Below are 25,514 nucleotides of genomic sequence, written 5' to 3' on the forward strand. Positions count from 1 at the left end.
GCGACACGGCCTCACACCGGCACGTGTCGGCATCGGACCCGGTCATCATTAGGATCTCCTGAGCAAGCCGAAGCGCCGCGTCACGCGGGAGCGCAGCGGGATTCTCGACAAGCGCCAGGAGATGGAGCACATGCACCCGTCGAGCCATGTCCCTGTTATCCGATGCGGCGGCACACAACAGGCACATCGTGCCGCTCCTGCATCAAGGGCACGGCAATCGGCTCGCGCACGGACGAGTCTGTCCGGACCGATAGTACGGTACAGGTTGATGAACCCGGGGCGGCGAGGCGGTATCCGTTGGCCATCGCGGTTCTCCTCGGAGCGAACCGCCTGGAACCGGCCAAACGGAACATCGGTATCAACACCGGCTTGGGAGCGGGGTTCCGCCCCTCTTTCCGGGAACCTCGTTGACCGAGGTCACCATGGTTCGGGACTGGCGCAACATGGTCCGCCGAGGGACGGATGCGTCGCCCCGACCATGTTTCGATCCAGCAACATTCCGCCCGTGACGGGAGGCTTGCCACGCATCGGTCGGTCATCGACCGGCGCGCCGCCACTGCAGGTAAGACATGACCGTTCGTCCCGCAGATTGGATCGGAGCGGCGGTGCTGAGGCGCAGCACGAGGCCGACCTTGGCCGTATTTCCGCAATGGAGCGGGATCGAGTCCTTCCCGGCGCCTTGCTCAATGGCTCTGGTTGACCCTTAGCAGACCTTGATCTTTCTTGCCTTTCAGTCGACGAACATCGTCACCCTTGGTCCGGCAGTCAGGTCGCCGCTGTAGCGAGGGGCCTTTCCGCCATCTCCATGGCGACCGGCGTATCGACCGGCGTGTCATAAGTCATCAAGATATAGCCGAGGATGGAGTAGAAACCGACGGTCGCAATCAGGTCGAAGACCGCCTCGCGCCCGAGCTCTGCAGCGAGCTCGGCTTCGAGTGCAGGCGCGAGGCGCCGATCGTCGAAGAGAGCGTCGACCGCGCGTGCGATCAGCCCGTCCTGGCCGTCCGGCATGGCACGTAATGCGGCAATGCGAGCATCGCTCATACCGAGCACCCGCGCCCGGCTCACGTGATGCGCCCACTCATAAGGCGAGCCCATGCGGTGGGCCGCGCGCAGGATCACGACCTCCGAGCGCACCGGCCCGAGCGCGCTGTCCTTGACGATGTGCTGGCGCAGCGGCGCCCAGGCCTTCAGCAGCGCGGGATGATGCGCCATCGTGCGGTAGACGTTGAGCGCCCCTGCGAAACCGCCCCTCATATCGGCGATGGTCTCAGGCCAGTTGGCATCACTGATCGGCGGACAGGGAGAGGTCGTCATCGGATGTCTCGCGGAAGTCAGGTGTTGAGATATTTTGCGTAGAGCGCAGGTGCCCGGTCGGCCCAGATGCCCGTGAAGGTGCGATAGCGTGCGACCTCCGCGAGATCGATCTCGACCCGGAGCACCTCCTCGCGGTCATGGTCGAGCGCGCCGAGTAGCTTGCCGTCTGGTCCGACCGCGCAGGAGCGGCCGAAGAAGCGCTGCCCGCCGCGGCTGCCGCTGCGATTGCAGCTTAGGAAGAAGACACCATTCTCCGTTGCTCGCGTATAGGCACGGTGGATGAACAGCGCCTCGTCGGTTACCGGCGCGTTCTCGGCGCCGAAGGAGGCCCAGACGGAGGTGACGATGCTCGCGCCCTGCAGGGCAAGGATGCGGGTGATCTCGGGGAAGCGGATATCGTAGCAGACTTGCATGCCGAGCCGCGTGCCGAAGACCGGGAAGATGTCGACGCTGTCGCCGCCAGTGAAGAACAGCTTCTCGTTCTGCCACTGGTGGACCTTGGTATAGTTGCCCAGCACGCCCTCTGGCCCGATCAGCAGTGAGGCATTGCGCATCACCCCGGCTCGGAGTGGGTCGCGCAAGCCGAGTCCAATGACCAGATGCACGCGATGCCGCGCCGCGAGCGCGACGAGTGCCTTGATCTCCTCGCCATCCAGAGCGGCGCAGGCCTCGTAGAGCGCTGCGCCGAAATGCGGCACGTCGCTGACCATTGGCCCGCCCGGCACCAGTGGCTCGACATAGCCGGTGTTCGACAGCTCTGGGAATAGGATGAGCTGCGCGCCATGCGCCGCCTCGGTCGCGACGAAGTCGTGGATACGCCGGAAGTTTTCGGCAGGCGCCAATGACTGGACGTCGAGCTGGACAAGGCTGGCAGAAATCATGCGTTGGCTCCGGCGATGCGGCGGCCAGCGGCGAAATCCCAGTCCCGCCCCGGCGCTGCGTTGATCAAGGCACGTGTATAGTCGTGACGCGGCCTGGCCAGCACTTCCGAGGCTGGCCCATCCTCTACGACGCGGCCGCGCTGCATCACTATCACCTCATCGCAGATCTGGGCTGCGACACGCAGGTCGTGGGTGATGAACAGCACTGCGAGATTGCGTCGTTCCTGAATCTCGGCCAGCAGCGCGAGCACCTGCGCCTGCACCGAGACGTCGAGTGCCGAGACGGCCTCGTCAGCGACAATGACCTCCGGATCCATCATCAGGGTGCGCGCGATCGCGATGCGCTGGCGCTGGCCACCTGAGAACTGGTGAGGAAAGCGTTCGAGGCTTGTGCGCGGCAGGCCGACTACCTCGACAAGCTCGCCAGCGCGCTTCAGCGCGGAGGTGCGGTCCTCGCCGAGATTGAGCGGCCCCTCGATCAGGCTTTCGCCGATGCGCAAGCGCGGGTTGAGCGAGCGGTTCGGGTCCTGGAAAACCATCTGCACGCGCCGCCGAGCCGGCGCCAGCGCCGCCTGACCCCGGAGCGGAGCGATGTCCTGCCCGTTGACCCGGATCTCGCCGCCGGTCGGATGCTCCAGCCTGAGCAGGCAGCGCGCGACTGTCGACTTACCCGAGCCGCTCTCGCCAACGATGCCGAGCGTTCGCCCCCGAGCCAACTTGAAGCTGACGTCGTTCACGGCGCGCACGGTGCGAATGTCGCGCCCCATCAGTGTTCCAAACAGTGAGCCAAAGCTGAAAGTCTTTTCGAGATTGCGGACCTCGACGACGGCCTCCGCCTCCTGCGCCGAGGTGCGCGGTGCGCGCGGAACCAGCGACGGCACGGACTGCAGCAGGTCGCGCGTATAGTTCTCCTTCGGCTGGCTCAGCACCTGCTCGACCGGACCTGTCTCGACGATCTCGCCCCGGCGCATGACGCAGACGCGGTCGGCGATGTCGACGACCACGCCCATATCGTGGGTGATGAACAGGACGGCGGTGTTCTGCTTGACCTGTAACTCACGGATTAGGCTGAGGATCTGTTTCTGCGTGGTAACGTCGAGCGCGGTGGTCGGCTCATCGGCGATCAGGAGTTTCGGCTTCAGGGCGAGTGCCATCGCGATCATCACGCGCTGGCGCTGTCCGCCGGAGAGTTGATGCGGGAAGCTGTCGTAGATCCGCGCCGGATCGGGCAAGTGCACTGCTTCGAACGCGGCGAGTGCAGCCTCGCGTCGCTCTTTCGGGCGCATTTGCGTATGTGCCCAGTAGACCTCGTCCATCTGCAGCCCGATGGTCAGCACCGGGTTCAGCGCCGTCATCGGCTCTTGGAAGATCATCGCCATCTCGGCGCCGCGCAGCGCCTTGGTACGGGATGGCGTGGCGGTCAGGATGTCTTCGCCATTGAGCAGCACCGTGCCGTCCGTCGCATGCAGTTCTTCGCGCGGCAGCAGATCCATCGCCACCAGCGAGGTCACCGACTTACCCGAGCCGGACTCGCCGACGAGGCAGAGCGTCTCGCCCGGCTGGATGTCGAAGCTGATGCCCTTCAGAATCTTGGAGGACTCACGCCCGCGCGTCGCGACGCGCAGGTCGCGGATCGAGAGCACCGGCTGGGTCGGGGCGGCCATCTCGGTCACGCGTTCCTCCCTTGCATCTTCGGATCGAGCCGGTCGCGCAGCGCATCGCCGAGCAGATTGATCGACAAGATGCACAGCGACAGCACGATTGCTGGCCAGAACACCAGCCAATGGTTGATCGCGAAATAGAGCCGCCCCTCGGCCATGATGTTGCCCCAGCTCGGGATCTCGGTGCCGATGCCAACGCCCAGGAAGGACAGGGCCGCCTCCGTCAGGATGGCGGAGGCGTACATGTAGGTGCCCTGAACGATCAGAGGCGCTATCGTCGTCGGAAGCAGATGCTTCCAGATCAGCTTGGCCGGCGGCGTCCCGAGCAGTATCGCCGCGTCGACATAGGTCTCCTCGCGGGCCGCGATTACGCGTGCCCTCACCAAACGCACGACCTGCGGGATCGCCGGGATCATGATGGCAAAGATCACGGTGACGAGCCCGCCGCGGGTCAGCGCGACTATCGCGATAGCGAGCAAAATGCCGGGGATTGCCATCAGGCCGTCCATCATCCGCATCAACACGCCGTCGATCGCGGGATACCAGCCGCCGAGTAGGCCAAGCGGCAGGCCGATCAGGATCGCGCCGGCGGCGACGCCGGCACCCACCAGCAGGGAGACCCGCGCGCCATACACCACGCGCGAATAGAGATCGCGACCGAAGCTGTCCGTACCCAGCCAATAGGTATCAGAGGAAGGCTTGAGCCGCATGGCCGCATTGAGCTTGGTTGGCTCGAAATTGGCGAGCAGCGGCGCGAACACAGCCATCGCGACGACGGCGAGCAGGACGATGACGGCGAGCACCGTCGTCCAATGCGGCGGATTCTGCATCAGGCGGCGCCGGGGAAGCGCGCCCTGCACGGGGTTGGATGAGGCGCTCATTGGTAGCGGATCCTCGGGTCGCTCAGTGCATAGGACAGGTCGATTAGGAGGTTGATCAGAACATAGGTGCCGGCGGTCAGTAGGATGATCGCCTGGATCAGGGGGTAGTCGCGCGCGAGAACGCCGTCGACGACCAACCGTCCAAGACCAGGAATATTGAAAACCGTCTCGGTGACGACGACGCCAGAAATCATCATCGCGAAGCCCGTGCCGACCACCGTAAGGATCGGGATCGCGGCGTTGCGCAGCGCGTGGCGGAACAAGACGATGCTCTCGCCCAGCCCCTTCGCCCGCGCCGTGCGTACATAATCCTCGCGCAACACCTCCAACATCGAGGCGCGCGTCATCCGCGAAACCAGCGCGATATAGAAGGAGGAGAGCGCCAGCCCCGGCAGCAGGATGCGGTGGAGGAATTGGCCGAAGCCCTCGGCGAGCGGCTTGTAGCCCTGCACTGGGAACCATTTCAGATCGACCGCGAAGACCGCGATGAGCACGTAGCCGATTACGAAGATCGGCACGGAGAAGCCGACGACCGACAGCGCCATGACGAAGCGGTCGACCAGCCCGCCATGGCGCCAGGCTGCGAGCACGCCGAGCGGTAGCGAAATGACGACCGTGAAGATCATCGCCATGACTGCGAGCGCCAGCGTCGGGCCGATGCGCTGGCCGATCATCTCTAGCACCGGTCGCTGCGAGATCAGCGAGTGACCGAAGTCGCCCCCCGCCATGTCGCCGATCCAGGCGACGAACTGGCTGGCGAGCGGCTTGTCGAGGCCGAGATTCTGGCGGATGGCGGCGAGCTGGGCTGGCGTCGCCTGATCACCGGCGATTGCCTGGGCCGGGTCGCCCGGCGTCAGGCGCAGCAGAAGGAAGACGAATAGCGCCACGAAGAACATGACGGGGATCGCCATTAGCAGCCTGCGAAGGAAGTAGGAAGCCATGCAATGCTCCGCGCCAAAAACGATGCCTGCGGGGACGGGCGACGGTGGGAGCCGTCGCCCGGTGCGGGACGGCTACTTGCTCACGCCCCAGAAAAGGGTGAGCGGACCCGGCTGGAGGTTCTTCAGATTCGCCCGCCAGGCGGCGACGGACTGGAACTCGCCGGCGTTGAAGTAGAAACCCTCGTCATAGGCGATCTGCTGGATCTCCCTGGCGATCTTCTTCTGCTCGTCGAGCGTCGAAGCAGTGAGATATGCGGCGCGGAGCTCCTCGACGCGGGCACTGCGCGGCCAGCCCGACCAGGCGGTATCCGAGCCCGAGCCGTCGAGCAGCGCATGCACGGTCGGGTTCCAGATGCCGGAGACGCCCCAATAGGTGAACAGCATGTTCCAGCCGCCCTGCGCCACTGGCTGTGAGCTGTTCTTGCGCGACTGCAGCGTAGCCCAGTCCATCGCGGCGACATCGACCTTAAAACCGGCCTCGCGCAGGCGCTCCGCCGCAACGATCGGCTGGGTGGAGAGGATCGTCAGGTCGGTCGGCTGCATCATCAGCACCGGCGTGCCGTCATAGCCGGAGGCCTTCAGCAGCTCCTTGGCCTTGGCCAGGCGCTCCTTGGCGCTGCCTTTGAGATATTCCGAGCCGGCATCGGAGGCGAGCGGCACGTCGCAGCCATAGACCGAGGCGCAGAGCTTGTAATACTGGCTGTCGCCGATCGCCGTCTGCATGAGCTGGTCCTGATCAAGCGCATACATCGCCGCCTGACGGACCTTGGGATTGTCGAAGGGCGGCAGGCGATGGTTGAAGCGGCCGGTGACCTGGCTGCCGAGCGCGTTGATGGCGCCGGTCTTGATCTCGTCATTGGCCGTGAGCAGCGGCAAGAGATCGATCGTCACCTGCTCGATCAGATCGACGTCACCGGACTGCAGCGCGTTAATCGAGGTCTGCATATCCGGCATCGACTTCCAGACGACCTTGTCGACATTCACGACCTTGCCGCCGGCAGTCCAGCTCATCGGCTCGGAGCGTGGCTTGTAATCCGTGTTCTTGACGTAGACCGCCTGGTCTCCGGGCCGGTACTGGGCGGCGACGAACTTGAACGGTCCTGAACCGATCATCTCGGTCACCTGCTGACCGGCGGGCGTCTCTGCGAGGCGCTTCGGCATCATGAAGGGCGGCACTGGCGAGGGCTTCGCCAGCAGTTCCAGCACCTGGCCAAAGGGCTTCGACAGCTTGATGACGAGCTCTTTGTCGGAGGTCGCCTCGATGGAAGCGACGTAAGTCATCATCGTGCGACCGGCGCCGTCATTGGCGGCCCAACGCTTAATCGAGGCGACGCAATCCTCGGCCTTCACCGGCGTGCCGTCATGCCATTTGAGCCCGTCGCGCAGGGTGAAGGTGTAGGTCATCTTGTCGGCCGAGACGCTGTAATCGGCCATCTGCGGCTGCGGGTTGTACTTGGCGTCCATCCCGAGCAGCGTGTCGAACACCATGAAGCCATGGGTGCGCACGATCTGGGCGGTACTCAGGATTGGATCGAGCGTCCTGAGCGGCGCCTGCATAACGACGTTGAGCGCCGTCTCAGCAAAAGCCGGGATGGCGTGGAGGGAACCGGCGAGTAGCGCGGCAATCCCGAATGTCTTGAACCGTAATGTCATTGATCCCTCGTTTCTGGTTTGGTTGGTTCTTGGTGTCAGGCCGGGGCGTCGCTCCACGGATAGGCTTTGGCCGTGTCGAGTTGCCTGTACGGCGTCAGGCGCACGTCGGCCGGGCCGAGATCGGGTGTGTCGACCACCAGGATGCGGTCGGCCAGCGGCTCGTAGAAATCGCGGAAATGCGTTTTTGAGCGCAGCAGGATGACGTTGTAATCCTCCGGCCGCTCGCCGAAGATGTAAAAGGGATCACCGTCGACAGCGAAGGCGAAATGCGAGACGACCGAGACGCGGATCGCGCCGATCTGAATGAGCGCCGTCAGCCCGAGATCGACGAAGGAACCACGCTGGTAGCGGCCCGAGACGGTGAAAGATTTCAGGCCCGACCAGAGGACACGCGCTACGGCCTCGACAGGCCCACCTGTCTCCGGCGCTGTCTTGCCGGCCAAAGCCACCTTAATCTCGGCACCTTCTCCTGCAGCATGAGCCTGAGCGGCGGTCGCGGGATCGAGAAGGAAAGGCACCACGACCCGTCCGACATCGCGGCCGAGCAGGGTACGCAACAGGTGGGTCGAGTCGTTCATGCGGTCGGCATGCTCGAGCAGCACGATCGGGCGGCCGTTCGCTGGCTTGCGCTCGATATCGGCCAAGGCCTCCTCGGCGCTCAAGATCGGAATGGCGCTTGCGATGGCGTGGCGCGCGTCGTGCAGCCGAGTCGAGAAGGCCGCAGCCTTAGCTTCGGCCGCTTCCTGCCCGTCCCAGTCGAGGCAGATCACCGACATTCCCGTATTGGCGCTGTCGGCATAGGAGAAACCGGCCATCACCGAGATGTCGCAATCGCCCGCTGCCTCGGCGGCACGCGCCTCGGCGATAATCGAAGCCAGCGGCTCCAGGGCCGTGGCCGACATGATCGAGGGAATGACGACATTAGGGCGCGCCACCGCGAGGCCGGGGCGCCGCCCTTCGCGCAGCAGCCTTAGCAGGGCCCGCGCCGCCCGCTCGCCGGTCTCTCCCATGTCGATATGCGGGGAGTGACGATAGGCAACGGCGATATCCGCTCCGCGCAGGGTCTGCCGGTCGATATTGCCGTGATAGTCGAGCGCGATGGCGATCGGCAGCGACGGTGCCGCGGCGCGCACTGCCTCGATCACATGCCGCTCGACATCCGCATAGCCCGCGGCCCAGCAGGCGCCGTGCAGAAACAGGATCACGCCGTCGAGAGAGCCGTTACTGCCGAGACCTTTGATGATTTCGTGCGTATAATGAGCGACCGCCTCATCCGATGCCGGCCCAAGTGCGCCCAGCAGCGTGTGGAACAGCGGCACCAGTTCGGCGCCTTCCGCTTCGCATACCTTCAGGCAGCCGCCCGGCACCGTGTTGGTACCACGGAACCGCTCCGTCAGCTCCGCCCCACGCACGCAGACGCGCTCGAACTCCGCCAGCTCCACGATCTGCGGAACGGCCGTGACCGATTCGAGATTGAAGCCGGCAAAGGCGATGCGGGGTGCCATGACGGTGCTCAGCCCTTGACCGCAGCATCGATTGCCGCGCCGATCCGCTCGACGATCTGGTCGACTTCCTCGGGGCGGATGATGTAGGGCGGCGCCAAGAGGACATGGTCACCGAGCCGCCCGTCGATGGTGCCGCCCATCGGGTAGCTCATGAGGCCGCGCGCCATCGCCTCCTTCTTGATCCGGGCGTGCATCTTCAGGGCCGGATCGAAGGGAGCTTTCGTTTCCTTGTCGGCGACGATCTCGATACCGTGGAACAGGCCGCGCCCGCGGATGTCTCCGACATGCGGCGATTGGCCGAGGCGCGCATCGAGCCCAGTCTGCAGGCGCTCGCCCATCAGCCGGACATTCTCCAGCATCTCCGGCTGCGAGATCAGCTCAATCACCTTGTTCGCCGACGCAGCCGCCATGGGGTGGCAAATATAGGTGTGGCCGTGCTGGAACAGACCAGAGCCCTCTGCGAAGGCGCGATAGATCTTCTCCGAAAGCAGAACCGCGCCGATCGGCTGGTAACCGCCGCCCAGCCCCTTGGCGATGGTGACGAGGTCGGGCGAGATGCCCTCCTGCTCACAGGCGAACATCGTGCCGGTGCGGCCCATGCCGCACATCACCTCGTCGAGGATCAGTAGTACGCCGTATTTGTCGCAGATACGGCGGACACGGGCGAAATAATCCGCGACCGGCCCAACGGCGCCGAGTGTCGCCCCGACGACCGGCTCGGCGACGAAGGCGATGACCTCTTCCGCACCTAGCTCCAGGATCTTGGCTTCCAGCTCGTCGGCGAGGCGGGCGGCATAAGCCTCCGGCGTCTCGCCCGGCTTTTGGTCGCGATAGGCGTAGCAGGGCGAGACATGGTGGGTCTGCGGCAGGATCGGCTGGAATTGCGCCCGCCGCCAGGCGTTGCCGCCGGCCGCCAGCGCGCCCAGCGTATTACCGTGATAGCTCTGCCGGCGCGCGATGAAATGGCGGCGCTGCGGCTGGCCGATCTCGACGAAATACTGCCGCGCCATCTTCATCGCGGCCTCGACAGCTTCCGAGCCGCCTGAGACGAGATACACGTAATCGAGGCCGTCCGGCGCCAGAGCGACCAGGCGCTCGGCCAGATCCTCGGCCACTTCGGTGGTGAAGAAGGAGGTGTGCGCATAGGCGATGCGATCCATTTGCGCACGCATCGCAGCCAGCACTTCTGGATGGCCATGGCCGAGACAGGAGACCGCGGCGCCGCCCGAACCGTCGATGTAGCTGCGGCCATCCTTGTCGGTGATAAAGATACCTTGCCCCGCGATTGCCTCGGGCAGCCGACCGCCGATGGAGCGATGGAGAATTCTGGTCATCTGGGGCTCCTGGATCCGCGCGGGCGTGGGCACCGCAGCTGGAACCTCAGTGCCATAGCGTCATGAGGATTGCAACGCTTGTTTTATATGATACAACTGAGTAACAATTGGGTCGGTTTTTGTTTCGGTGAAACAATTGGGTGAGCGGCGGCGTCGCTCAAGACTGAGGAAAAGCCTAGAAACAGTTTGAAATTTCGCCGGTGCGCAGGGATGCTCGCGGCGGGTTGCTAGGAAGGGCGCGATTCAAGTGTTGCAAAACGACCCATTGCGCGAGCGCATCGTGAGCCGCTTCGACGGCATGTCCCCACAGCTGCAGCGTGCGGCGCGGTACATCCTTGAGCATCCGCAGGAGGTGGCGCTTGTCTCGATGCGGGAATTGTCGCGCAATGCTGGCGTACAGCCCTCGACGATGACGCGGCTCGCCAAGTTCCTCGACCTGCCAGGCTATGACGACATCCGCGCCCATCATGCCGAGGCGCTGCGCTTCCGCGCCGACGGTTTTGCGGCGCGTGCGATGCAACACAGCGAGAACGAAGAGGATATGGCGGCGGCGCAGCTCTCGCGCCGCATGCTGCAGAGCCTAGCCGCCCAGATCGCGCGGCTGTCGGAGCCGGCGTCGCTGGAGCATCTCTCGGCGGCCGCCGAGCAGCTGGCGCAGGCTCGCCGGATCTATGTGCTAGGCCTGCGTTCCTGCCATTCGGTCGCCTGGCATTTCCACTATGTCATGGCGTTGCTAGGTGAGAAGACGATCCATCTCGATGGGCCGGCGGACACGGTGGGCGACGGGTTGATCCGTGCGGGCTCCAAGGACGTGCTGCTTGCCATTTCGATCAATCCTTATGCGCGGCACAGCCTGGAACTGGCACAGCTTGCCCGCGAGAAGGGACTCGGCATCGTCGCAATCACGGATAGCGAAGTTTCGCCGCTCGTTGGCATCGCGGACAATGTCATCCTCTGCTCTACCGAGAGTCAAAGCTTCTTTCATACGCTCACGCCGGCCCTAGCAGTCTCCGAAGTCTTGTGCGGTCTGCTGGCGAACAAGGATCGCACAGCGGCGCTGGAGTCGCTGCAACGCGCCGATCGGCACCTGCTATCTTTAAACACATACGCGAGTGACATTCCTCGCCGAAAAATCTGACACCTGGGGTGAGAGCGTTGCGGGGAGCCCGAGCGAGCTGACGGGATGTCGACTTTAAGTATGGATTGAGGTCCGGGAACCCGCGCCCTCCTATTATAGGAATGGATGTCTTCCGGACCCAACCATTGCCAATTGAGCATGTCCGCTAGCGGGCGATCGCCTAAAGTCCACTCCTGGCAGATTTCGTTGAAAAAGTCCTCGTAAACGGTGGCGGATCGTGATTCCCTGATGAGGCATTCTCAGCAGGAGGATCGGGCCATGATGGGCGAGTGCCTCGTGATGCAGGAGAGCCTGTTCTACGAGTTCCGGCTCGAGGATCATGTCCCGTCCGATCACCTCCTGAGGCGCATCGACCGCTTCGTCGACTGCTCCGGGCTGCGTCAGCGTCTGGCGAGCTTCTACAGCACCATGGGACGGCCTCCATCGATCCCGAGCTGATGATCCGCGTGCTGTTGATTGGCTGTTGATTGGCTGCTGCCTCTGCATCCGCTCCGAGCGGCGCCTATGCGAGGAGGTGCACCTGAACCTGGCTTATCGCTGGTTCTGCCGCCTCGGGCTGGCCGGCAAGGTGCCCGACCACTCCACCTTCTCCAAAAACCGACATGGGCGCTTCCGCGAGAGCGACCTGTTCCGGTGATCGACAAATCCGAGCGCTAGGACGGAACCCTCTCACGGGCAGACTTCAACTATGACCCGGAGACGGACACCTACACCTGTCCTGAGGGCAAGACGCTGACGACCAGCAGTACGGTTGTGAACGAGGGCACAACGCGCATCTACCGGGGCAGCACCTTTGACTGTGCTCTCTGTCCGCTAAAGCAACAGTGCTGTCCCAACACGCCGGCGCGCAAGATCCCGCGCAGCATCTACGAGCATGCCAGGGAGGTCGCCCGTGCACTGGCCGGCACGCCGGCCTATGAGCGGTCGCGTCAGGGCCGCAAGCGCATCGAAATGCTGTTTGCCCATCTCAAGTGGATCCTCAAGATGGGACGCCTGCGGTTACGGGGTCCGTGTGGGGCTCGGGACGAGTTCCTGCTGGCGGCAACGGCTCAGAACCTGAGGAAGCTCGCCAAACTGGTCACTTCACCAAGGCCTCATATGATCCACGGAGCCTGAGAAGGCCCGAAGGATACACCTCACCACATTTCTAACCTCAACAAGGCAAGCTGCGTCGCTGCCCTAGCCCGTCTGGATGCCGACTTTGTCAACGCAATCGGAACATAGCGGAAGTGGGCTGAATTTCCGGATCGCGGCCGTAAGCGGACTTTCGTCTGACGATTCGTACCAATCCCCGGAGAAACCGAGCCGTGCGTTGATGTTAGGGCCAATGTTGGGGCCAGATCTTTGTTCGGAATAATTTTTTCTGTGATGCCAGCTACTTAGAGTGGCATTCTGGCGGAGGGGGTGGGATTCGAACCCACGGTGGGCTTGCACCCACGGCGGTTTTCAAGACCGCTGCCTTAAACCACTCGGCCACCCCTCCACAGGAGCGGGCAGGGGATTCCCTGCTCTCGGCTGCCTATCAGAGCTGCTGGCTCTCTACGGCGGCAGGCCTGCTGGCGTCAACACGAGAGACCGTAATTCGGCCCGCGAAAAAGCATCGGAGAGCCCAACGGGTTACGCAAGCCCAAATCGTCGCCACGACGGTATGATTTCTGGAGCTTGGCTATATCTCAACTCGAATAGGCATCATCTGCGAGACAGGCATTTAAAGGGACGGAGCTGCGTGCGTTCGACCTGTCTTAAGCCTGTTAGGCAATTATGGCGGCGGTTGATAGAGTAGATTAATTAAATTCTGTAATCTATTGTAAAATGAACGTTATTTGCCTGAATTAATAATGTTCGCATTGTGTCGCCTTGGCCATTGACAAGCGGGGCATTTAACCGTTCTTTAACGGGTCAAAATGCACTTACTCAATGTTCGGGACGACCGAACCGCCGCAAACCGATGCGGATAAGGGGATGCGAGGCGACATGCATTGTGATCGCGCTGAGTCGAAGACGGGTCTGGTCGGACGGTCGTCGTCATTCAATCATCGGGCTGTCCTACGCATCGCTGGAGTGACCGCCATTGCGCTCACCGCCGCCAATTGTTCAAATCGCAGCGGAATCGATCCCAAATACGGCGTTGCGCCGAGCCCGCGCGTGATTGCCGATGGGCAGCCCGTTCCCAAGGGTGGGGGCCAGAAGATGGTCGGCAAGCCCTATGTCGTGGCCGGCCGTACCTACGTGCCGCGCGAGAACCCGAATTATTCCGGCGAGGGCCTGGCATCCTGGTATGGATCGAGCTTCCATGGCCGCAGGACCGCGAACGGCGAGATTTTCGACCGTGTGTCCATCGCGGCGGCCCACACCACGATGCCGCTTCCGAGCTATGCCCGCGTCACGAACCTCCAGAACGGGCATTCCATGATCGTGCGTGTCAATGACCGGGGACCCTTCCATGGCAACCGCGTCATCGACGTGTCGGAGCGGGCGGCCCTCGCCCTCGGCTTCAAGCAGGCTGGTACGGCCAGGGTTCGTGTGGACTATGTCGGCCCCGCCTCGACCAACGGCAGCGATGACCGGATTCTTCTTGCCAGCCTCCGGACGGACGGGTCCCCGGCATCCCTGAACAAGGCGAGCCCGACGATGATCGCCTCAGCGACACCGCGTCCGGCCGCTCCCGTCGAAGCCGTTGCGCTTCGGGCCCCTGTGCCGTCGGACGGGGTGGCCAACGCCCTTGCCTCGGCGACCGAACAGCCGCGCATTGTGGCCTCGGCCGAGCCATCGTCCATGTCCTCCGCGGGGCATATCCCGCTGCCGCCCGAACGCCCCTTCGACCTCGGCACGATCCCTGGTGCAGTTACACCTGTCAGGGTCAGCTCGCTCGCGACGGGCGTCCTTCCCCCGTCGCGTCCGGTGGTTGCCGGACTTTATTTTGCTCAGGAATCGAGCCGGACCGGGTTCCAGAAGAGCGATGGGTTCAAGCCGCTCGATCAGAGCCGTTTCCTTCGCTGATTGGGCTGCCGCAAGCCTAGCGTTGATTTGCGGAAAACGTGCTACAGATTCCAGTTCTCCCAAGGGAAGAGCTGGATAATGGTTGCCGATTGTTTCACCGCTGCTGCAAAACGCGCCTTTTTTGCCGCGATTGTGGGCTTTGCGCCTTTTCTGTGCGGGATCGGCCCAGAGGCGAGGGCGGACGCATTTCAGACAGTTGCTCCTACCGCAATTCTCGTGGATGCCGATTCTGACGCGGTGCTCTTCGAGAAGAACGCCGACGAACTGGTGGCACCCGCCAGCATGGCGAAGATCATGACGGCCGAAGTGATCTTCAATGAGCTGAAGAACGGGCGGCTGACCATGGATACCGAGTTTGTAATCTCGGAGCATGCCTGGCGCACGGGCGGGGCGAGTTCAGGCGGGTCGTCCATGTTCGCCAAGGTCAATTCAAATGTTCGTCTCGAGGACCTGCTCCGCGGGCTCATTGTGCAATCGGGCAACGATGCCGCCATCGCTCTTGCTGAGGGGGTCTCCGGTACGGAAGACAACTTCGCCCGGCGCATGAACGATCGGGCCCGGGAGATCGGCCTGACCAAATCGACCTTCCGCAACGCGACGGGCTACTCGGACCCGGCTCAGAAAGTGACGGTCCGCGAACTGTCCAAGTTGGCCCTTCACGTCATCAGGACCTATCCCGATCTCTACAAGATGTTCGGCGAGAAGGAATTCACCTGGAACAAGATCCGCCAGCTGAACCGCAACCCCCTCTTCGCCATGAATATCGGCGCGGACGGCCTGAAGACCGGCTTCATTGACGAATCGGGCTATGGCCTCGTCGGTTCGGCGGTCCAGAATGGGCAAAGGCTGGTTGTGGTCGTCAACGGCCTGAAGACCGCCAAGGATCGCGCGAATGAAGCGCGGAAGCTTCTGGACTGGGGATTCAGGGCCTTCGAGGCCCGGCAACTCTTCCAGGAGGGGCAGGTCGTAGGCGAAGCCCAGGTGTATGGCGGCGACCGCCGGTCGCTGCCGCTTGTCTCCAAGCGGCCGGTTCGTGTACTCGTGCCCCGTGGCGAGGCGGAGCGGATTACCGCCCGCATCATCTATACCGGTCCCCTCAGGGCGCCGATCGAAAAGGGGGCCGAAGTGGCCAAGCTTCAGGTCAGCAGGGGCGAAACAAAAGCCGTGGAGGTCCCGCTCTACGCCAATGACGACGTCCAGGTCGGAACATTGAGCCAACGGGCGCTGGACGGGCTCATGGAGTTCAGTACTGGCTGGGCACGCCGCGCCTTTTCGAGCCTGCTCGAACGCATTTGATGGCCGGACGCTTCATTACATTTGAGGGCGGGGAGGGGGCTGGGAAATCGACCCAGATCAAGCGCCTCGAAGGGCGGCTGGCTGACGCCGGGCAAAAGGTGCTCGCAACACGCGAGCCCGGAGGATCTCCGGAGGCCGAGACCATTCGGTCCTTCATCCTCGACGGAAAGGCCAAGCACCTCGGGCCTTTTGCGGAGGCGGTTCTGTTCACTGCCGCCAGGATCGACCATATCGACAAGACCATCGTGCCGGCACTGGCGAACGGCATTCACGTGCTTTGTGACCGTTTCGCGGATTCAACGAGGGCCTATCAGGGTGCGGTGGGAGACGTCGATCGGGACCTGATCGAAAGCCTGGAGCGGGTTGCGCTTAGGACTCTGCGCCCGGACGTCACCTTTATCCTCGACCTGCCCGCCGAGACCGGTTTGGACCGTGCCGGTCGGCGCCAGGCAGGAAAAGGCGAAGGTTCCGATCGGTTCGAAAAGGAAAACATCGAGTTCCACCGGGCGTTGCGTGACGCTTTTCTTGCCGTCGCGCGGTCGGAGCCCGGCCGATGCGTGGTCATCGACGCAAGCCAGGATGCCGACGAGGTCGAGGACGCGATTTGGAAGGCCCTGCAGGAACGGCTGCCGGAGCTGACCGAAACCGAGGCGAGGCATGCCGATGTCGCGTGACGCGATTGATGTGAACGAGCCCGACCGGTTCGAGGGCGCTCCCCATCCCCGAGAGCAGTTTGCGCTCTTCGGCCACGAGGAGGGCGAGGCCGCCTTCCTGGAAGGACTGCAAAGCGGCCGGCTCCACCATGCGTGGCTGATCGGCGGCCCGCAGGGGATCGGCAAGGCAACATTGGCCTACCGCGTTGCCAGGGCCGTGCTCGATTCCGGCCGCGCGAAGGACCCCGGAAATTCCGGGCTGGGCATCGCACCGGAAACGAACATCGCCCGTCAGGTCGCAGCCCTGTCGCATCCCAACCTCGCGGTTCTTCGGCGCGCTCCGGCCACCGACAAGAAGGCGGCCTCGGCGACCATCCCCGTGGATGCGGTCAGACGTGCTCTCGGCACCTTTGCCTCCACGGCGGCCGACGGCGGCTATCGGGTCTGCATCGTCGACAGCGCCGAGGATCTGACGACCGCTAGCGCCAATGCACTCCTAAAAGTGGTCGAGGAGCCGCCCCCGCGCTCACTTTTCCTCATCGTGAGCCATGCGCCGCAGAGAGTCCTGCCCACCATCCGTTCGCGCTGCCGGCGCCTGCTGCTGCGGCCGCTCGGCGATTCGGCGATCCGTTCTGCAATCGCATCGCTGGGTTCTCCGTGGGCCGAGATGCCGTCCGAAGTGGTGGATCAGGCCCTTCGTCTTGGGGAGGGATCCGTGCGGCGGACCCTCGAGCTCCTGGATACGGAGAAGGTGGCGTTCATCGGACAAGTCACGCGGCTGCTCGACCAATTGCCGCGCGCGGAACCGAGACAGGTCCTTTCTCTTGCCGAGGCTCTCGCCCGGAAGGATGCCGAGGGGGAGTACGACCTTCTGCTGGAAACGGTGCAGCGTTGGGTCTCGAGCCAGCTCCATGCTCGGATGAGCCTTGGGCCGCAGCGCCTTGCGCCTTTGGTGGAGGTATGTGACAAGATCGGCCGCTCGGCGCGAGAGATCGATGTCTACAACCTCGACCGCCGGCCCTTCATCCTGATGCTGTTCGATGACCTTGCCGACGCGGTTCGGCGGGCTGCCTAGGGCTTCGTCGGGAGACGTTGTTCGAGCAAGGATCTGCCCATGGCCGAGAAAGAAAAATTCTACATCACGACGGCCATCTCGTACCCGAATGGAGCGCCCCATATCGGCCATGCCTACGAGATCGTCGCCACCGACGCGATCGCGCGGTTCAAGCGCATCGACGGCTTCGACGTGTTCTTCATGACCGGCACGGACGAGCATGGGCTCAAGATCCAGCAGACGGCGGACCGGAACGGCACCACGCCCAAGGCCTTCGTCGACGAAATGGCGGCCAAGTTCAAGGCTATGGCCGATCGTCTGAACTGCTCCTATGACCGCTTCATCCGCACGACTGATGCGGACCATCTGCCCTCGACCCACGAACTCTGGCGCCGGATGGAGGATAGGGGAGATATCTATCTCTCGAAATATGCCGGATGGTACTCGGTGCGCGACGAGGCCTATTACGACGAGAGCGAGCTGACAAAGCAGCCCGACGGCAGCTGGCGCGCCCCAACGGGCACGCCCGTCGAATGGATTGAGGAAGAGAGCTACTTCTTCCGCCTCTCAGCCTACCAGGACCGGTTGCTCGCCCATTACGAGCAATATCCCAGCTTCATCAGTCCCGAGACGCGCCGCAATGAAATCGTCAGCTTCGTGAGGTCCGGCCTGCAGGACCTCTCGATCAGCCGCACGACCTTCAACTGGGGCTTGCCGGTTCCTGGCGATCCGAAGCACGTGATGTATGTCTGGATCGATGCGCTCAACAACTATCTGACCGGTTGCGGCTTTCCGGACGAGAGGAACCCGCGTTGGCACTACTGGCCCGCCGACGTCCACATTATCGGCAAGGATATCGTGCGCTTCCACACGGTCTACTGGCCCGCCTTCCTGATGTCCGCGGACCTGCCACTGCCGAAACGGGTCTTCGGCCATGGTTTCCTGTTCAACCGCGGGGAGAAGATGTCGAAGTCGGTCGGCAACGTGATCGATCCCTTCGAGCTCGCCGACAGCTATGGCGTCGACCAACTCCGCTACTTCCTCATGAGGGAAGTTCCCTTCGGGCAGGATGGAAACTATTCCCATGAAGCCATCGTCAACCGGATCAACGCAGACCTCGCCAATGACCTCGGCAATCTCGCTCAGCGCTCGCTGTCGATGATTGCGAAGAATTGCGGGGCGACCGTTCCGACGCCCAAGGACTTCACGCAGGCTGACCAGGATATGCTCTGGCAGGCAGATGCTCTTCCCGGAAAGGCCAGGACGGCTCTCAACGACTACGCCCTTCACGCCGCGCTTGGCGAAATCTGGGCCGTCGTCGCCGAGGCCAACCGCTATTTTGCCTCGCAGGAACCGTGGGTTCTGCGCAAGCAGGATCCCGATCGCATGGCGACCGTCCTCTACGTGACAGCCGAGGTGCTACGAGCCGTGGGCATCCTGGCCCAGCCGTTCGTGCCCGGAGCGGCAAGCAAGCTGCTGGATTTGCTGGCGCTTTCCGCGGACGAGCGGGTTCTCGCCCGTATTGGGGCTTCCCATCGGCTCGAGCCGGGCGTGGCCCTGCCGCAACCTGAGCCGATATTCCCGCGTTATGTGGAGGCGGAAGCCGTCTGAAGCTTCCGCCTCATGGCCGAAAATGGCCTCCAGCGGAAGTTTCGATGTTTACAACCTTCATGTTCGCCACCGGGATCGAAAACAGCATCCCGACGATCAACGATGGCCGCACCCGCATCGACGAGATGGAAAAGTGCGGCCATTACGAGAACTGGAGGACGGATTTCGACCTGCTCAGGGAACTCGAGATCAATGTCCTGCGCTACGGACCGCCACTGCATCGGACCTATATTGGCCCTGGACGCTATGATTGGTCCTTCGCCGACATAACATTCGACGAGATTGAGCGGCGGGACATCATTCCCATCGTCGATCTCTGCCATTTCGGCGTGCCGGACTGGATCGGGAATTTTCAAAATCCCGATTTTCCTGAGTTGTTCGCCCTATACGCCCGGGACTTCGCCAAGCGTTTTCCGTGGGTGCAACTATATACCCCCATCAACGAGATGTTCGTCTGCGCCCTGTTTTCGGCGTCCTATGGCTGGTGGAACGAACAGCTCACGTCCGATCAAGGCTTCGTCACCGCGATCAAGCACATCGTCAAGGCTAACGTGCTGGCAATGGAGCAGATCCTGAAGATCCGCCCGGACGCGATCTTCGTACAAAGCGAATCATCAGAATATTTCCATGCTGAGAACCCCTCTGCCATCAAGCCGGCTGAGATCATGAACTCGAAGAGATTCCTGTCCCTCGATCTCAATTATGGCCGCCGGGTCGATTCCGAGATGTACGAATTCCTCAGAGACAACGGAATGACGCGGGAGGAATACCACTTCTTTCTCGATCGCTCGGCCCTTCGCCACCACTGCATCATGGGCAATGACTACTACATGACCAATGAGCACCGGGTCCAGGCGAACGGCATGACCCGCTGCGCCGGCGACGTCTTCGGTTATGACGAAATCACACGGCAGTACTACGATCGCTACAGGCTTCCGGTGATGCACACCGAAACCAATATCGCGGAGGGTCCCTCCGGGGACGAGACGGTCAACTGGCTCTGGAAGCAATGGGCGAACGTCCTGCGCATCCGTAACACCGGGGTCCCCGTTGTCGGCTTTACCTGGTATTCGCTGACCGACCAGGTCGACTGGGATGTCGCGCTCCGTCAGCAGAACAACCGGGTCAACCCGGTCGGGCTCTACGACCTCGACCGCAACATCCGCTGCGTGGGTCGGGCCTATCGACAACTCATCAGGGATTGGCGCGACGTACTCCCGGCCCAGAGCGTGTGCCTCAGGGTTCCCGTTGCGCTTCCGAGCGAATACAATGAGGCGCCGGTGCGCCGTCATCGGGAAATGTCCCGCGAGATGATCCGGCACGAGGAGGACGACGAGTTTCAGCAGGCAGCCCAATGAGGGCGTTGACGAAGCCATCTGGACGAAAGCGCTTCATCCGCCCTATGAGACCCCATGTCCGGCCACGGGCAGGGTAGAGCGCATTTCCTCATGTTGATCGACAGTCATTGCCATCTGGATTTTCCTGAGCTGCGGGATCGCCTGCCGGAAGTGCTCGCGGCCGCGCATCGTTCTGGCGTCGCCCGAATGGTGACCATTTCGACACATGTCGCCCGGTTCGAGGAATATCGCACCCTGGCCGAAGCGCATGACTCCATTTTCTTCACGGTCGGAACGCACCCGCACAATGCCGAGGTCGAGCCGGACGTCCCGGCAGAGCGCATCGTGGCGCTTTCCCAGCATGAGCGATGCATCGCCATAGGCGAGGCCGGGCTGGATTATTTTTACGACAAGAGCCCCCGCGACGTGCAAAAGCGCGTCTTCCGTACCCATATCGCAGCCGCTCGCGAGACGGGCCTGCCGCTCATCATCCATGCCCGGAATGCTGACGAGGACATGATTGATATTCTCGGCGAGGAGATGCGGCGGGGAGTGTTCAAGGCGGTTCTCCACTGCTTCTCGTCGGGTGCTGGACTCGCATCCGCAGGAGTCGATCTCGGTCTCTTCGTGTCCTTTTCCGGGATACTGACCTTCAAGAACTCGGAGGAGATCCGCCGGATCGCTGCCATGGTGCCGCGCGACCGCCTGCTGGTCGAGACGGATGCTCCCTATCTCGCTCCGGTGCCCTATCGCGGCAAGACGAACGAGCCGGCCTATGTCAGCCATACGGCCCGTGTCCTCGCCGAGGTCGCCGGTGTGACGGAGAGCGAGATCGCCGATATCACGACGGCCAATTTCTACAGGCTTTTCTCCAAGGCTGCGGTCGCCGACGGAATGAGCCGGAGCACAATCGCATGAGCCTGAGCCTGACGATCCTGGGATGCGGCTCCTCTGGAGGTGTGCCGCGGGTCGCCGTCGGCTGGGGCGCCTGCAATCCGGAAAACCCAAAGAACCGGCGCCGCCGCTGCTCCGTTCTGGTGGAAAGGACCGAGCCAGTCGGGACCACCGCCGTGCTGGTCGATACCTCGCCCGATTTGCGCGAACAGCTGCTCGACGCCGGCGTGACCCGCCTGGACGGGGTGTTGATCACCCACGAGCATGCCGACCATACCCACGGCATAGACGATCTCCGCCCGCTGGCGATCGCCATGCATCACCGCGTGCCCATCTATGCCGACCGGGTCACGAGTGAACTGTTGATGAGCCGGTTCGGGTACTGCTTCAAGACGCCGCCGGGGAGCGGCTATCCGCCGATCCTGACGACCCATCGTGTTCAGGCCGACGTCCCGCTGGCCATCCCGGGTCCAGGCGGTGACCTCGAGGCCACGCCCTTCCGGATGGTGCACGGCGATATCGACGCCCTCGGCTTCCGGTTCGGGACCATCGCCTATGCCCCGGATGTCAGCCTGATGCCGGAAACGAGTGTCGATCACCTGCGTGATCTCGACGTCCTGATTCTCGATGCGCTGCGCTACACGCCGCACCCGACGCATTTCTCGGTCTCCGAAGCGCTCGAGCTCATCGACCGGGTCCGGCCGAGGCGGGCGATCCTGACGAACCTGCATACGGACCTCGACTACGACGAGCTTTGCAGCAGGCTGCCTCCCAACGTGGAGCCCGCCTACGATGGCCTGAGGATCGAAATGGCGTGACGTGCCCGGATTCTGTTCCTGACTCGGATCTGCATCCGTGGCTTGGAGGCACCGCCACGGGTCACACGCAGGGCAGGGGGACGAAAGGCGCCCATCCACGCAACACGGGGCCGGCGGAAGGGGCCGCGCTGGAACGCGGTCAGCTTCACACTAGGTTAGCCAGATCCATTTACCTTCGCATCTGCTGCGGCCCGGCAGGAATCTCGTAAGGTCTGTCCACCATGAACGCTCAGGATACCGAAAGATTCCACGGCTCGACTTCGCCGCTGGCGCCGTTTCGGCACGGTATCTTTCGGACCGTCTGGATCGCGAGCCTGGCTTCCAATTTCGGCGGCCTCATCCAATCCGTTGGGGCAGCTTGGCTGATGACCTCGATTGGCGGGTCGGCTGATCTTGTGGCGATGGTTCAGGCCTCCACGACGCTTCCGATCATGCTGTTCTCGCTCACGGCAGGTGCCATCGCCGACAATTCCGACCGACGAAAGCTGATGCTCGCGTCCCAGCTCTTTCTCTTCGGCGTGTCGATAGCCCTCACGCTCTTCAGCTACTGGGGGTTCATGACTCCGTGGCTTCTGCTGGCCTTCACGTTTCTGGTCGGCTGCGGAACCGCCTTCAACGGCCCGGCCTGGCAATCGCTCGTCGGAGAAATGGTGCCCCGGTCGGACCTGCCGGCTGCCATCGCGCTCAACAGCGTGGGGTTCAATATCGCACGAAGCGTTGGACCGGCCATTGGCGGCGTGATCGTCGCGGCGGCCGGGGCGTTCGCGGCCTTCGCGTTCAACGCGATGAGCTATATCGGGTTGATTCTGGTCCTCGCCCGCTGGCATCCGGCAACGCCACCGCGCGCGCTTCCGCCGGAAAGCCTCGGGGCCGCCATGGCCGCCGGGATCCGCTATGTGGCCATGTCGCCCAATATTGGCTCTGTCCTGTTGCGCGGCGCCGTATTCGGTCTGGCCGCGATTTCCGTCCAGGCTCTCATGCCGCTCATTGCCAGGGACCTCGTTCAAGGGGGCCCACTCACCTACGGGCTGCTTCTGGGAGCATTCGGGGCCGGCGCTGTCGCCGGCGCCGCGGTCAGCGCGCGACTCCGGCAGACGATGTCCATGGAAGGGCTCGTCCGGGTTGCCTTCCTGAGCTTCGCTGTCGGTACGGCCGTAGCTGGCCTCAGCCCGACCACAAGCCTGACCATGGCGGCGATGGCAATCGCCGGGGCGAGCTGGGTTCTGGCCCTGTCGAGCTTCAATGCCACCGTCCAGCTGTCTTCCCCGCGCTGGGTCGTTGGCAGAGCTCTGGCCCTCTACCAGATGGCCACGTTCGGCGGGATGGCGCTGGGCAGCTGGGTCTGGGGCGCGCTGGCCGAGGAATACGGCACGGCCAACTCGCTCCTGATTGCGGCGGTCATCCTGGTTGCCGGCGCGGCGCTGGGCATGAAGGTCGCCTTGCCCGAGATGAAATCCCTGAACCTCGATCCTCTCGACCGTTGGACTGAGCCGGAGATCGCATTGCCCATCCTGCCGCGCAGCGGCCCTGTCGTGATCACGATAGAATGGATCATACGGGACCAAGACGTCGTGCGTTTCCTCTCTGTCATGGCCGAGCGCAAGCGCATCCGCCGTCGGGACGGGGCGCGCCACTGGACCCTGATGCGGGATCTCGAAAGCCCCAATGTCTGGATCGAACGCTATCATAGCCCGACCTGGCTCGACTACATCCGGCAGAACCAGCGTATGACACAGGCCGACGCCATTATCGGGGAGCATCTTCGCGAGTTGCACCAGGGTCCCGACCGTCCTCGCGTCCGGCGCATGATCGAGCGCCAGACGGGCGGAGTGCCACCAGACACACTCCATCGGGAACCCACTGCGTACTAGCCTCCGGATCCCGTGTCCGAGTGGCAATTTGGGATCCGGCCTCGCATTCACGCGGGCGGATAACCGAAGATCGATTTCGTCTCCAGGAACTCCTCGAAGCCGAACCGGCCCCATTCCCGCCCATTGCCGGACTGCTTGTATCCGCCGAAGGGCGCTGCATTGTCCCCTCTGGCGCCGTTCAGGTGGACCATGCCGGCCCGTATCCTGCGCGCCACCCGCTGAGAACGCTCGCTGTCTCCTGAAGTGACATAGCTCGACAGGCCATACACTGTGTCATTGGCAATGCGGATGGCATCCTCCTCGGTTTCGTAAGGCAGGATCGACAGCACGGGGCCAAAGATTTCCTCCCGCGCGATCGTCATGGCATTGTCGACATTGGCGAAGACCGTCGGCTGCACGTAATAACCGCGATTGAGACCGGCCGGACGTCCAGGTCCGCCGGCAACGAGAACGGCCCCTTCCTGGATTCCAGCCTGGATCAGCTTCTGAATCCGGTCGAATTGGGTGGCGCTGACCACCGGACCGATCATCGTGGAACTGGATTGTGGATCGCCCACAACGGTTTCCGCCGCGACGCGCTTAGCAATATCGATCACTTCATCCTGTCGCTGAACTGGTACGAGAAGGCGTGTTGGCGCGTTACAGGACTGGCCGCTGTTGGCGAAGCAGGCCCGCACGCCGTTCGTCACGGCAACCTGGAAGTCTGCATCTTCGAGAAGGATATTGGGGGACTTGCCACCCAGTTCCTGGTGGACGCGCTTGACCGTATCCGCTGCGGCCTTGGCCACGAGGATGCCGGCACGGGTCGAACCCGTGAAGGACACCATGTCGATATCCGGATGGCTGGAGATCGATTGCCCAACCCCCGGGCCGTCGCCATTGACGAGGTTGAACACACCTGCCGGAACCCCGGCCTCATCGAGGATTTCCGCAAAGACGAGCCCTGAGAGCGGCGCGACTTCGCTCGGCTTCAGGACCATCGTGCAACCCGCAGCGAGGGCAGGGCCGACCTTGCAGGCGATCTGGTTTAAGGGCCAATTCCATGGCGTGATCAAGCCCACGACGCCGATCGGTTCGCGGGCAACCAGCGCCGTCCCAATGCGCTCGTCGAACACGTAGGTCTTCAGCACTTCCATCACGCGCTGGAGATGCCCAAGGCCTGCCGGAACATGGCGTTCCCGCGCGAAGGCAAGCGGCGCTCCCATTTCCGAGGAAATTGCGTGGGCAAGATCCTCCTTACGCCGCTGATAGACACTTACGATCTGTGCCAGAAGCTCCAGCCGTTCCTCGCGGCTGGTCTGCGCATAAGCGTTGAAGGCGCGCCTGGCGGCAGCCACGGCCCGGTTGACGTCGGTAGCGCTTCCCAAAGCGATCGTGGCAAAGGGTTCCTCGGTCGCTGGATTGATCACGTCGAGACGACGATCCTCCACGGGCTGAATCCATTGTCCATCGATGTAGAACTCTTGGTGGTGCTGCACGTGTCAGTCTCCGGCTGTGTGGCCTTCGGTCATGGCTCATCTGTCCCAGCGCAGAATGCCACGACGACCTTTCCGACCTACCCAGCCACGATGAAGAGTGGCGGGAGAGAGCGTTGAGATCGTCGCCTGAAGCGCGCACGAGGACAGCGCTCTCATAGCACATCTGGGCAAGAAGGCCGCCCCTCTGATGC

Annotated in this window: 19 protein-coding genes, 1 tRNA gene and 1 pseudogene; 11 read left to right on the forward strand and 10 right to left on the reverse strand. The window is 63.1% G+C overall.

Annotation, left to right across the window (positions count from 1 at the left end; all coding sequences use genetic code 11):
* Positions 1-765: 765 nt before the first annotated feature.
* From AC522E_RS09790 to AC522E_RS09825, 8 genes are all read right to left on the reverse strand, one after another.
* Positions 766-1,317 (reverse strand): carboxymuconolactone decarboxylase family protein, encoded by a 552-nt coding sequence (locus AC522E_RS09790; protein ID WP_500750241.1) that lies wholly within the window; start codon positions 1,315-1,317, stop codon positions 766-768.
* 17 nt (positions 1,318-1,334) lie between these two features.
* The gene (locus AC522E_RS09795; RefSeq protein WP_500750242.1) at positions 1,335-2,198 is read right to left on the reverse strand and encodes a carbon-nitrogen hydrolase family protein; all 864 of its coding nucleotides are present in this window, start codon (positions 2,196-2,198) and stop codon (positions 1,335-1,337) included.
* On the reverse strand, positions 2,195-3,862 hold the full coding sequence (locus tag AC522E_RS09800) for an ABC transporter ATP-binding protein (RefSeq protein WP_500750639.1): 1,668 nt from the start codon (positions 3,860-3,862) through the stop codon (positions 2,195-2,197). Before AC522E_RS09800 ends, AC522E_RS09795 begins: the two co-directional genes overlap by 4 nt.
* 5 nt (positions 3,863-3,867) lie before the next feature.
* On the reverse strand, positions 3,868-4,740 hold the full coding sequence (locus AC522E_RS09805) for an ABC transporter permease (protein WP_500750243.1): 873 nt from the start codon (positions 4,738-4,740) through the stop codon (positions 3,868-3,870).
* Positions 4,737-5,681, reverse strand: a complete 945-nt coding sequence (locus AC522E_RS09810) for an ABC transporter permease (protein WP_500750244.1) — start codon at positions 5,679-5,681, stop codon at positions 4,737-4,739. The genes AC522E_RS09805 and AC522E_RS09810 overlap by 4 nt, the downstream gene beginning before the upstream one ends.
* A gap of 72 nt (positions 5,682-5,753) precedes the next feature.
* The gene (locus tag AC522E_RS09815; protein WP_500750245.1) at positions 5,754-7,334 is read right to left on the reverse strand and encodes an ABC transporter substrate-binding protein; all 1,581 of its coding nucleotides are present in this window, start codon (positions 7,332-7,334) and stop codon (positions 5,754-5,756) included.
* Positions 7,335-7,369: 35 nt separating this feature from the next.
* Positions 7,370-8,839, reverse strand: a complete 1,470-nt coding sequence (locus tag AC522E_RS09820; protein ID WP_500750246.1) for a M81 family metallopeptidase — start codon at positions 8,837-8,839, stop codon at positions 7,370-7,372.
* 8 nt (positions 8,840-8,847) lie between these two features.
* A complete protein-coding gene (locus AC522E_RS09825) occupies positions 8,848-10,173 on the reverse strand; it encodes an aspartate aminotransferase family protein (RefSeq protein WP_500750247.1) in 1,326 nt (441 codons plus the stop codon).
* Positions 10,174-10,423: 250 nt separating this feature from the next.
* Between AC522E_RS09825 and AC522E_RS09830 the strand changes: the two genes are divergently transcribed.
* Both AC522E_RS09830 and AC522E_RS09835 read left to right on the forward strand, forming a co-directional pair.
* Positions 10,424-11,311, forward strand: coding sequence for a MurR/RpiR family transcriptional regulator (locus tag AC522E_RS09830; RefSeq protein WP_500750640.1), 888 nt, complete (start codon positions 10,424-10,426; stop codon positions 11,309-11,311).
* A 258-nt stretch (positions 11,312-11,569) separates the two neighbouring features.
* Positions 11,570-12,427: pseudogene (locus AC522E_RS09835) on the forward strand (transposase).
* A gap of 277 nt (positions 12,428-12,704) precedes the next feature.
* Here the strand turns inward: AC522E_RS09835 and AC522E_RS09840 are convergent.
* A tRNA-Ser gene (locus tag AC522E_RS09840) sits at positions 12,705-12,794 on the reverse strand.
* Positions 12,795-13,285: 491 nt separating this feature from the next.
* On the opposite strand from AC522E_RS09840, the gene AC522E_RS09845 reads away from it, so the two are divergent.
* The 9 genes from AC522E_RS09845 (at position 13,286) to AC522E_RS09885 (ending at position 23,845) form a co-directional block, all read left to right on the forward strand.
* Positions 13,286-14,311: a septal ring lytic transglycosylase RlpA family protein gene (locus tag AC522E_RS09845; protein ID WP_500750248.1), complete on the forward strand. Its 1,026-nt coding sequence runs from the start codon at positions 13,286-13,288 to the stop codon at positions 14,309-14,311.
* Positions 14,312-14,389: 78 nt separating this feature from the next.
* The gene (locus AC522E_RS09850) at positions 14,390-15,607 is read left to right on the forward strand and encodes a D-alanyl-D-alanine carboxypeptidase family protein (RefSeq protein ID WP_500750249.1); all 1,218 of its coding nucleotides are present in this window, start codon (positions 14,390-14,392) and stop codon (positions 15,605-15,607) included.
* Positions 15,607-16,281 carry a dTMP kinase gene (gene tmk / locus AC522E_RS09855; RefSeq protein ID WP_500750250.1) on the forward strand — a complete coding sequence of 225 codons (675 nt, stop codon included), beginning with the start codon at positions 15,607-15,609 and terminating at the stop codon, positions 16,279-16,281. Before AC522E_RS09850 ends, tmk begins: the two co-directional genes overlap by 1 nt.
* Positions 16,265-17,335 carry a DNA polymerase III subunit delta' gene (locus AC522E_RS09860; RefSeq protein ID WP_500750251.1) on the forward strand — a complete coding sequence of 357 codons (1,071 nt, stop codon included), beginning with the start codon at positions 16,265-16,267 and terminating at the stop codon, positions 17,333-17,335. The genes tmk and AC522E_RS09860 overlap by 17 nt, the downstream gene beginning before the upstream one ends.
* 39 nt (positions 17,336-17,374) lie before the next feature.
* Complete coding sequence (gene metG / locus AC522E_RS09865) at positions 17,375-18,925, forward strand: methionine--tRNA ligase (RefSeq protein WP_500750252.1); 1,551 nt, start codon at positions 17,375-17,377, stop codon at positions 18,923-18,925.
* Positions 18,926-18,969: 44 nt separating this feature from the next.
* A complete protein-coding gene (locus AC522E_RS09870) occupies positions 18,970-20,283 on the forward strand; it encodes a family 1 glycosylhydrolase (protein ID WP_500750253.1) in 1,314 nt (437 codons plus the stop codon).
* 90 nt (positions 20,284-20,373) lie between these two features.
* Positions 20,374-21,180 (forward strand): TatD family hydrolase, encoded by an 807-nt coding sequence (locus AC522E_RS09875; protein WP_500750254.1) that lies wholly within the window; start codon positions 20,374-20,376, stop codon positions 21,178-21,180.
* Complete coding sequence (locus AC522E_RS09880; RefSeq protein WP_500750255.1) at positions 21,177-21,974, forward strand: MBL fold metallo-hydrolase; 798 nt, start codon at positions 21,177-21,179, stop codon at positions 21,972-21,974. Before AC522E_RS09875 ends, AC522E_RS09880 begins: the two co-directional genes overlap by 4 nt.
* Before the next feature lie 221 nt (positions 21,975-22,195).
* Positions 22,196-23,845, forward strand: a complete 1,650-nt coding sequence (locus AC522E_RS09885; protein WP_500750257.1) for an MFS transporter — start codon at positions 22,196-22,198, stop codon at positions 23,843-23,845.
* Positions 23,846-23,892: 47 nt separating this feature from the next.
* On the opposite strand, the gene AC522E_RS09890 is transcribed toward AC522E_RS09885, so the two are convergent.
* Entirely contained in the window at positions 23,893-25,323 is a 1,431-nt protein-coding gene (locus AC522E_RS09890) for an aldehyde dehydrogenase family protein (protein ID WP_500750258.1), read from the reverse strand.
* Between the last annotated feature and the right edge of the window lie 191 nt (positions 25,324-25,514).

The organism is Microvirga sp. BF8 (assembly GCF_059888585.1).

What these genes read in the sequence shown, in the direction of transcription:
- AC522E_RS09790 (WP_500750241.1), bottom strand. Translation starts at nt 1,317, where the DNA reads ATGACGACCTCTCCCTGTCCGCCGATCAGTGATGCCAACTGGCCTGAG.
- AC522E_RS09795 (WP_500750242.1), bottom strand. Translation starts at nt 2,198, where the DNA reads ATGATTTCTGCCAGCCTTGTCCAGCTCGACGTCCAGTCATTGGCGCCT.
- AC522E_RS09800 (WP_500750639.1), bottom strand. Translation starts at nt 3,862, where the DNA reads ATGGCCGCCCCGACCCAGCCGGTGCTCTCGATCCGCGACCTGCGCGTC.
- AC522E_RS09805 (WP_500750243.1), bottom strand. Translation starts at nt 4,740, where the DNA reads ATGAGCGCCTCATCCAACCCCGTGCAGGGCGCGCTTCCCCGGCGCCGC.
- AC522E_RS09810 (WP_500750244.1), bottom strand. Translation starts at nt 5,681, where the DNA reads ATGGCTTCCTACTTCCTTCGCAGGCTGCTAATGGCGATCCCCGTCATG.
- AC522E_RS09815 (WP_500750245.1), bottom strand. Translation starts at nt 7,334, where the DNA reads ATGACATTACGGTTCAAGACATTCGGGATTGCCGCGCTACTCGCCGGT.
- AC522E_RS09820 (WP_500750246.1), bottom strand. Translation starts at nt 8,839, where the DNA reads ATGGCACCCCGCATCGCCTTTGCCGGCTTCAATCTCGAATCGGTCACG.
- AC522E_RS09825 (WP_500750247.1), bottom strand. Translation starts at nt 10,173, where the DNA reads ATGACCAGAATTCTCCATCGCTCCATCGGCGGTCGGCTGCCCGAGGCA.
- AC522E_RS09845 (WP_500750248.1), top strand. Translation starts at nt 13,286, where the DNA reads ATGCATTGTGATCGCGCTGAGTCGAAGACGGGTCTGGTCGGACGGTCG.
- AC522E_RS09850 (WP_500750249.1), top strand. Translation starts at nt 14,390, where the DNA reads ATGGTTGCCGATTGTTTCACCGCTGCTGCAAAACGCGCCTTTTTTGCC.
- tmk (WP_500750250.1), top strand. Translation starts at nt 15,607, where the DNA reads ATGGCCGGACGCTTCATTACATTTGAGGGCGGGGAGGGGGCTGGGAAA.
- AC522E_RS09860 (WP_500750251.1), top strand. Translation starts at nt 16,265, where the DNA reads ATGCCGATGTCGCGTGACGCGATTGATGTGAACGAGCCCGACCGGTTC.
- metG (WP_500750252.1), top strand. Translation starts at nt 17,375, where the DNA reads ATGGCCGAGAAAGAAAAATTCTACATCACGACGGCCATCTCGTACCCG.
- AC522E_RS09870 (WP_500750253.1), top strand. Translation starts at nt 18,970, where the DNA reads ATGTTTACAACCTTCATGTTCGCCACCGGGATCGAAAACAGCATCCCG.
- AC522E_RS09875 (WP_500750254.1), top strand. Translation starts at nt 20,374, where the DNA reads ATGTTGATCGACAGTCATTGCCATCTGGATTTTCCTGAGCTGCGGGAT.
- AC522E_RS09880 (WP_500750255.1), top strand. Translation starts at nt 21,177, where the DNA reads ATGAGCCTGAGCCTGACGATCCTGGGATGCGGCTCCTCTGGAGGTGTG.
- AC522E_RS09885 (WP_500750257.1), top strand. Translation starts at nt 22,196, where the DNA reads ATGAACGCTCAGGATACCGAAAGATTCCACGGCTCGACTTCGCCGCTG.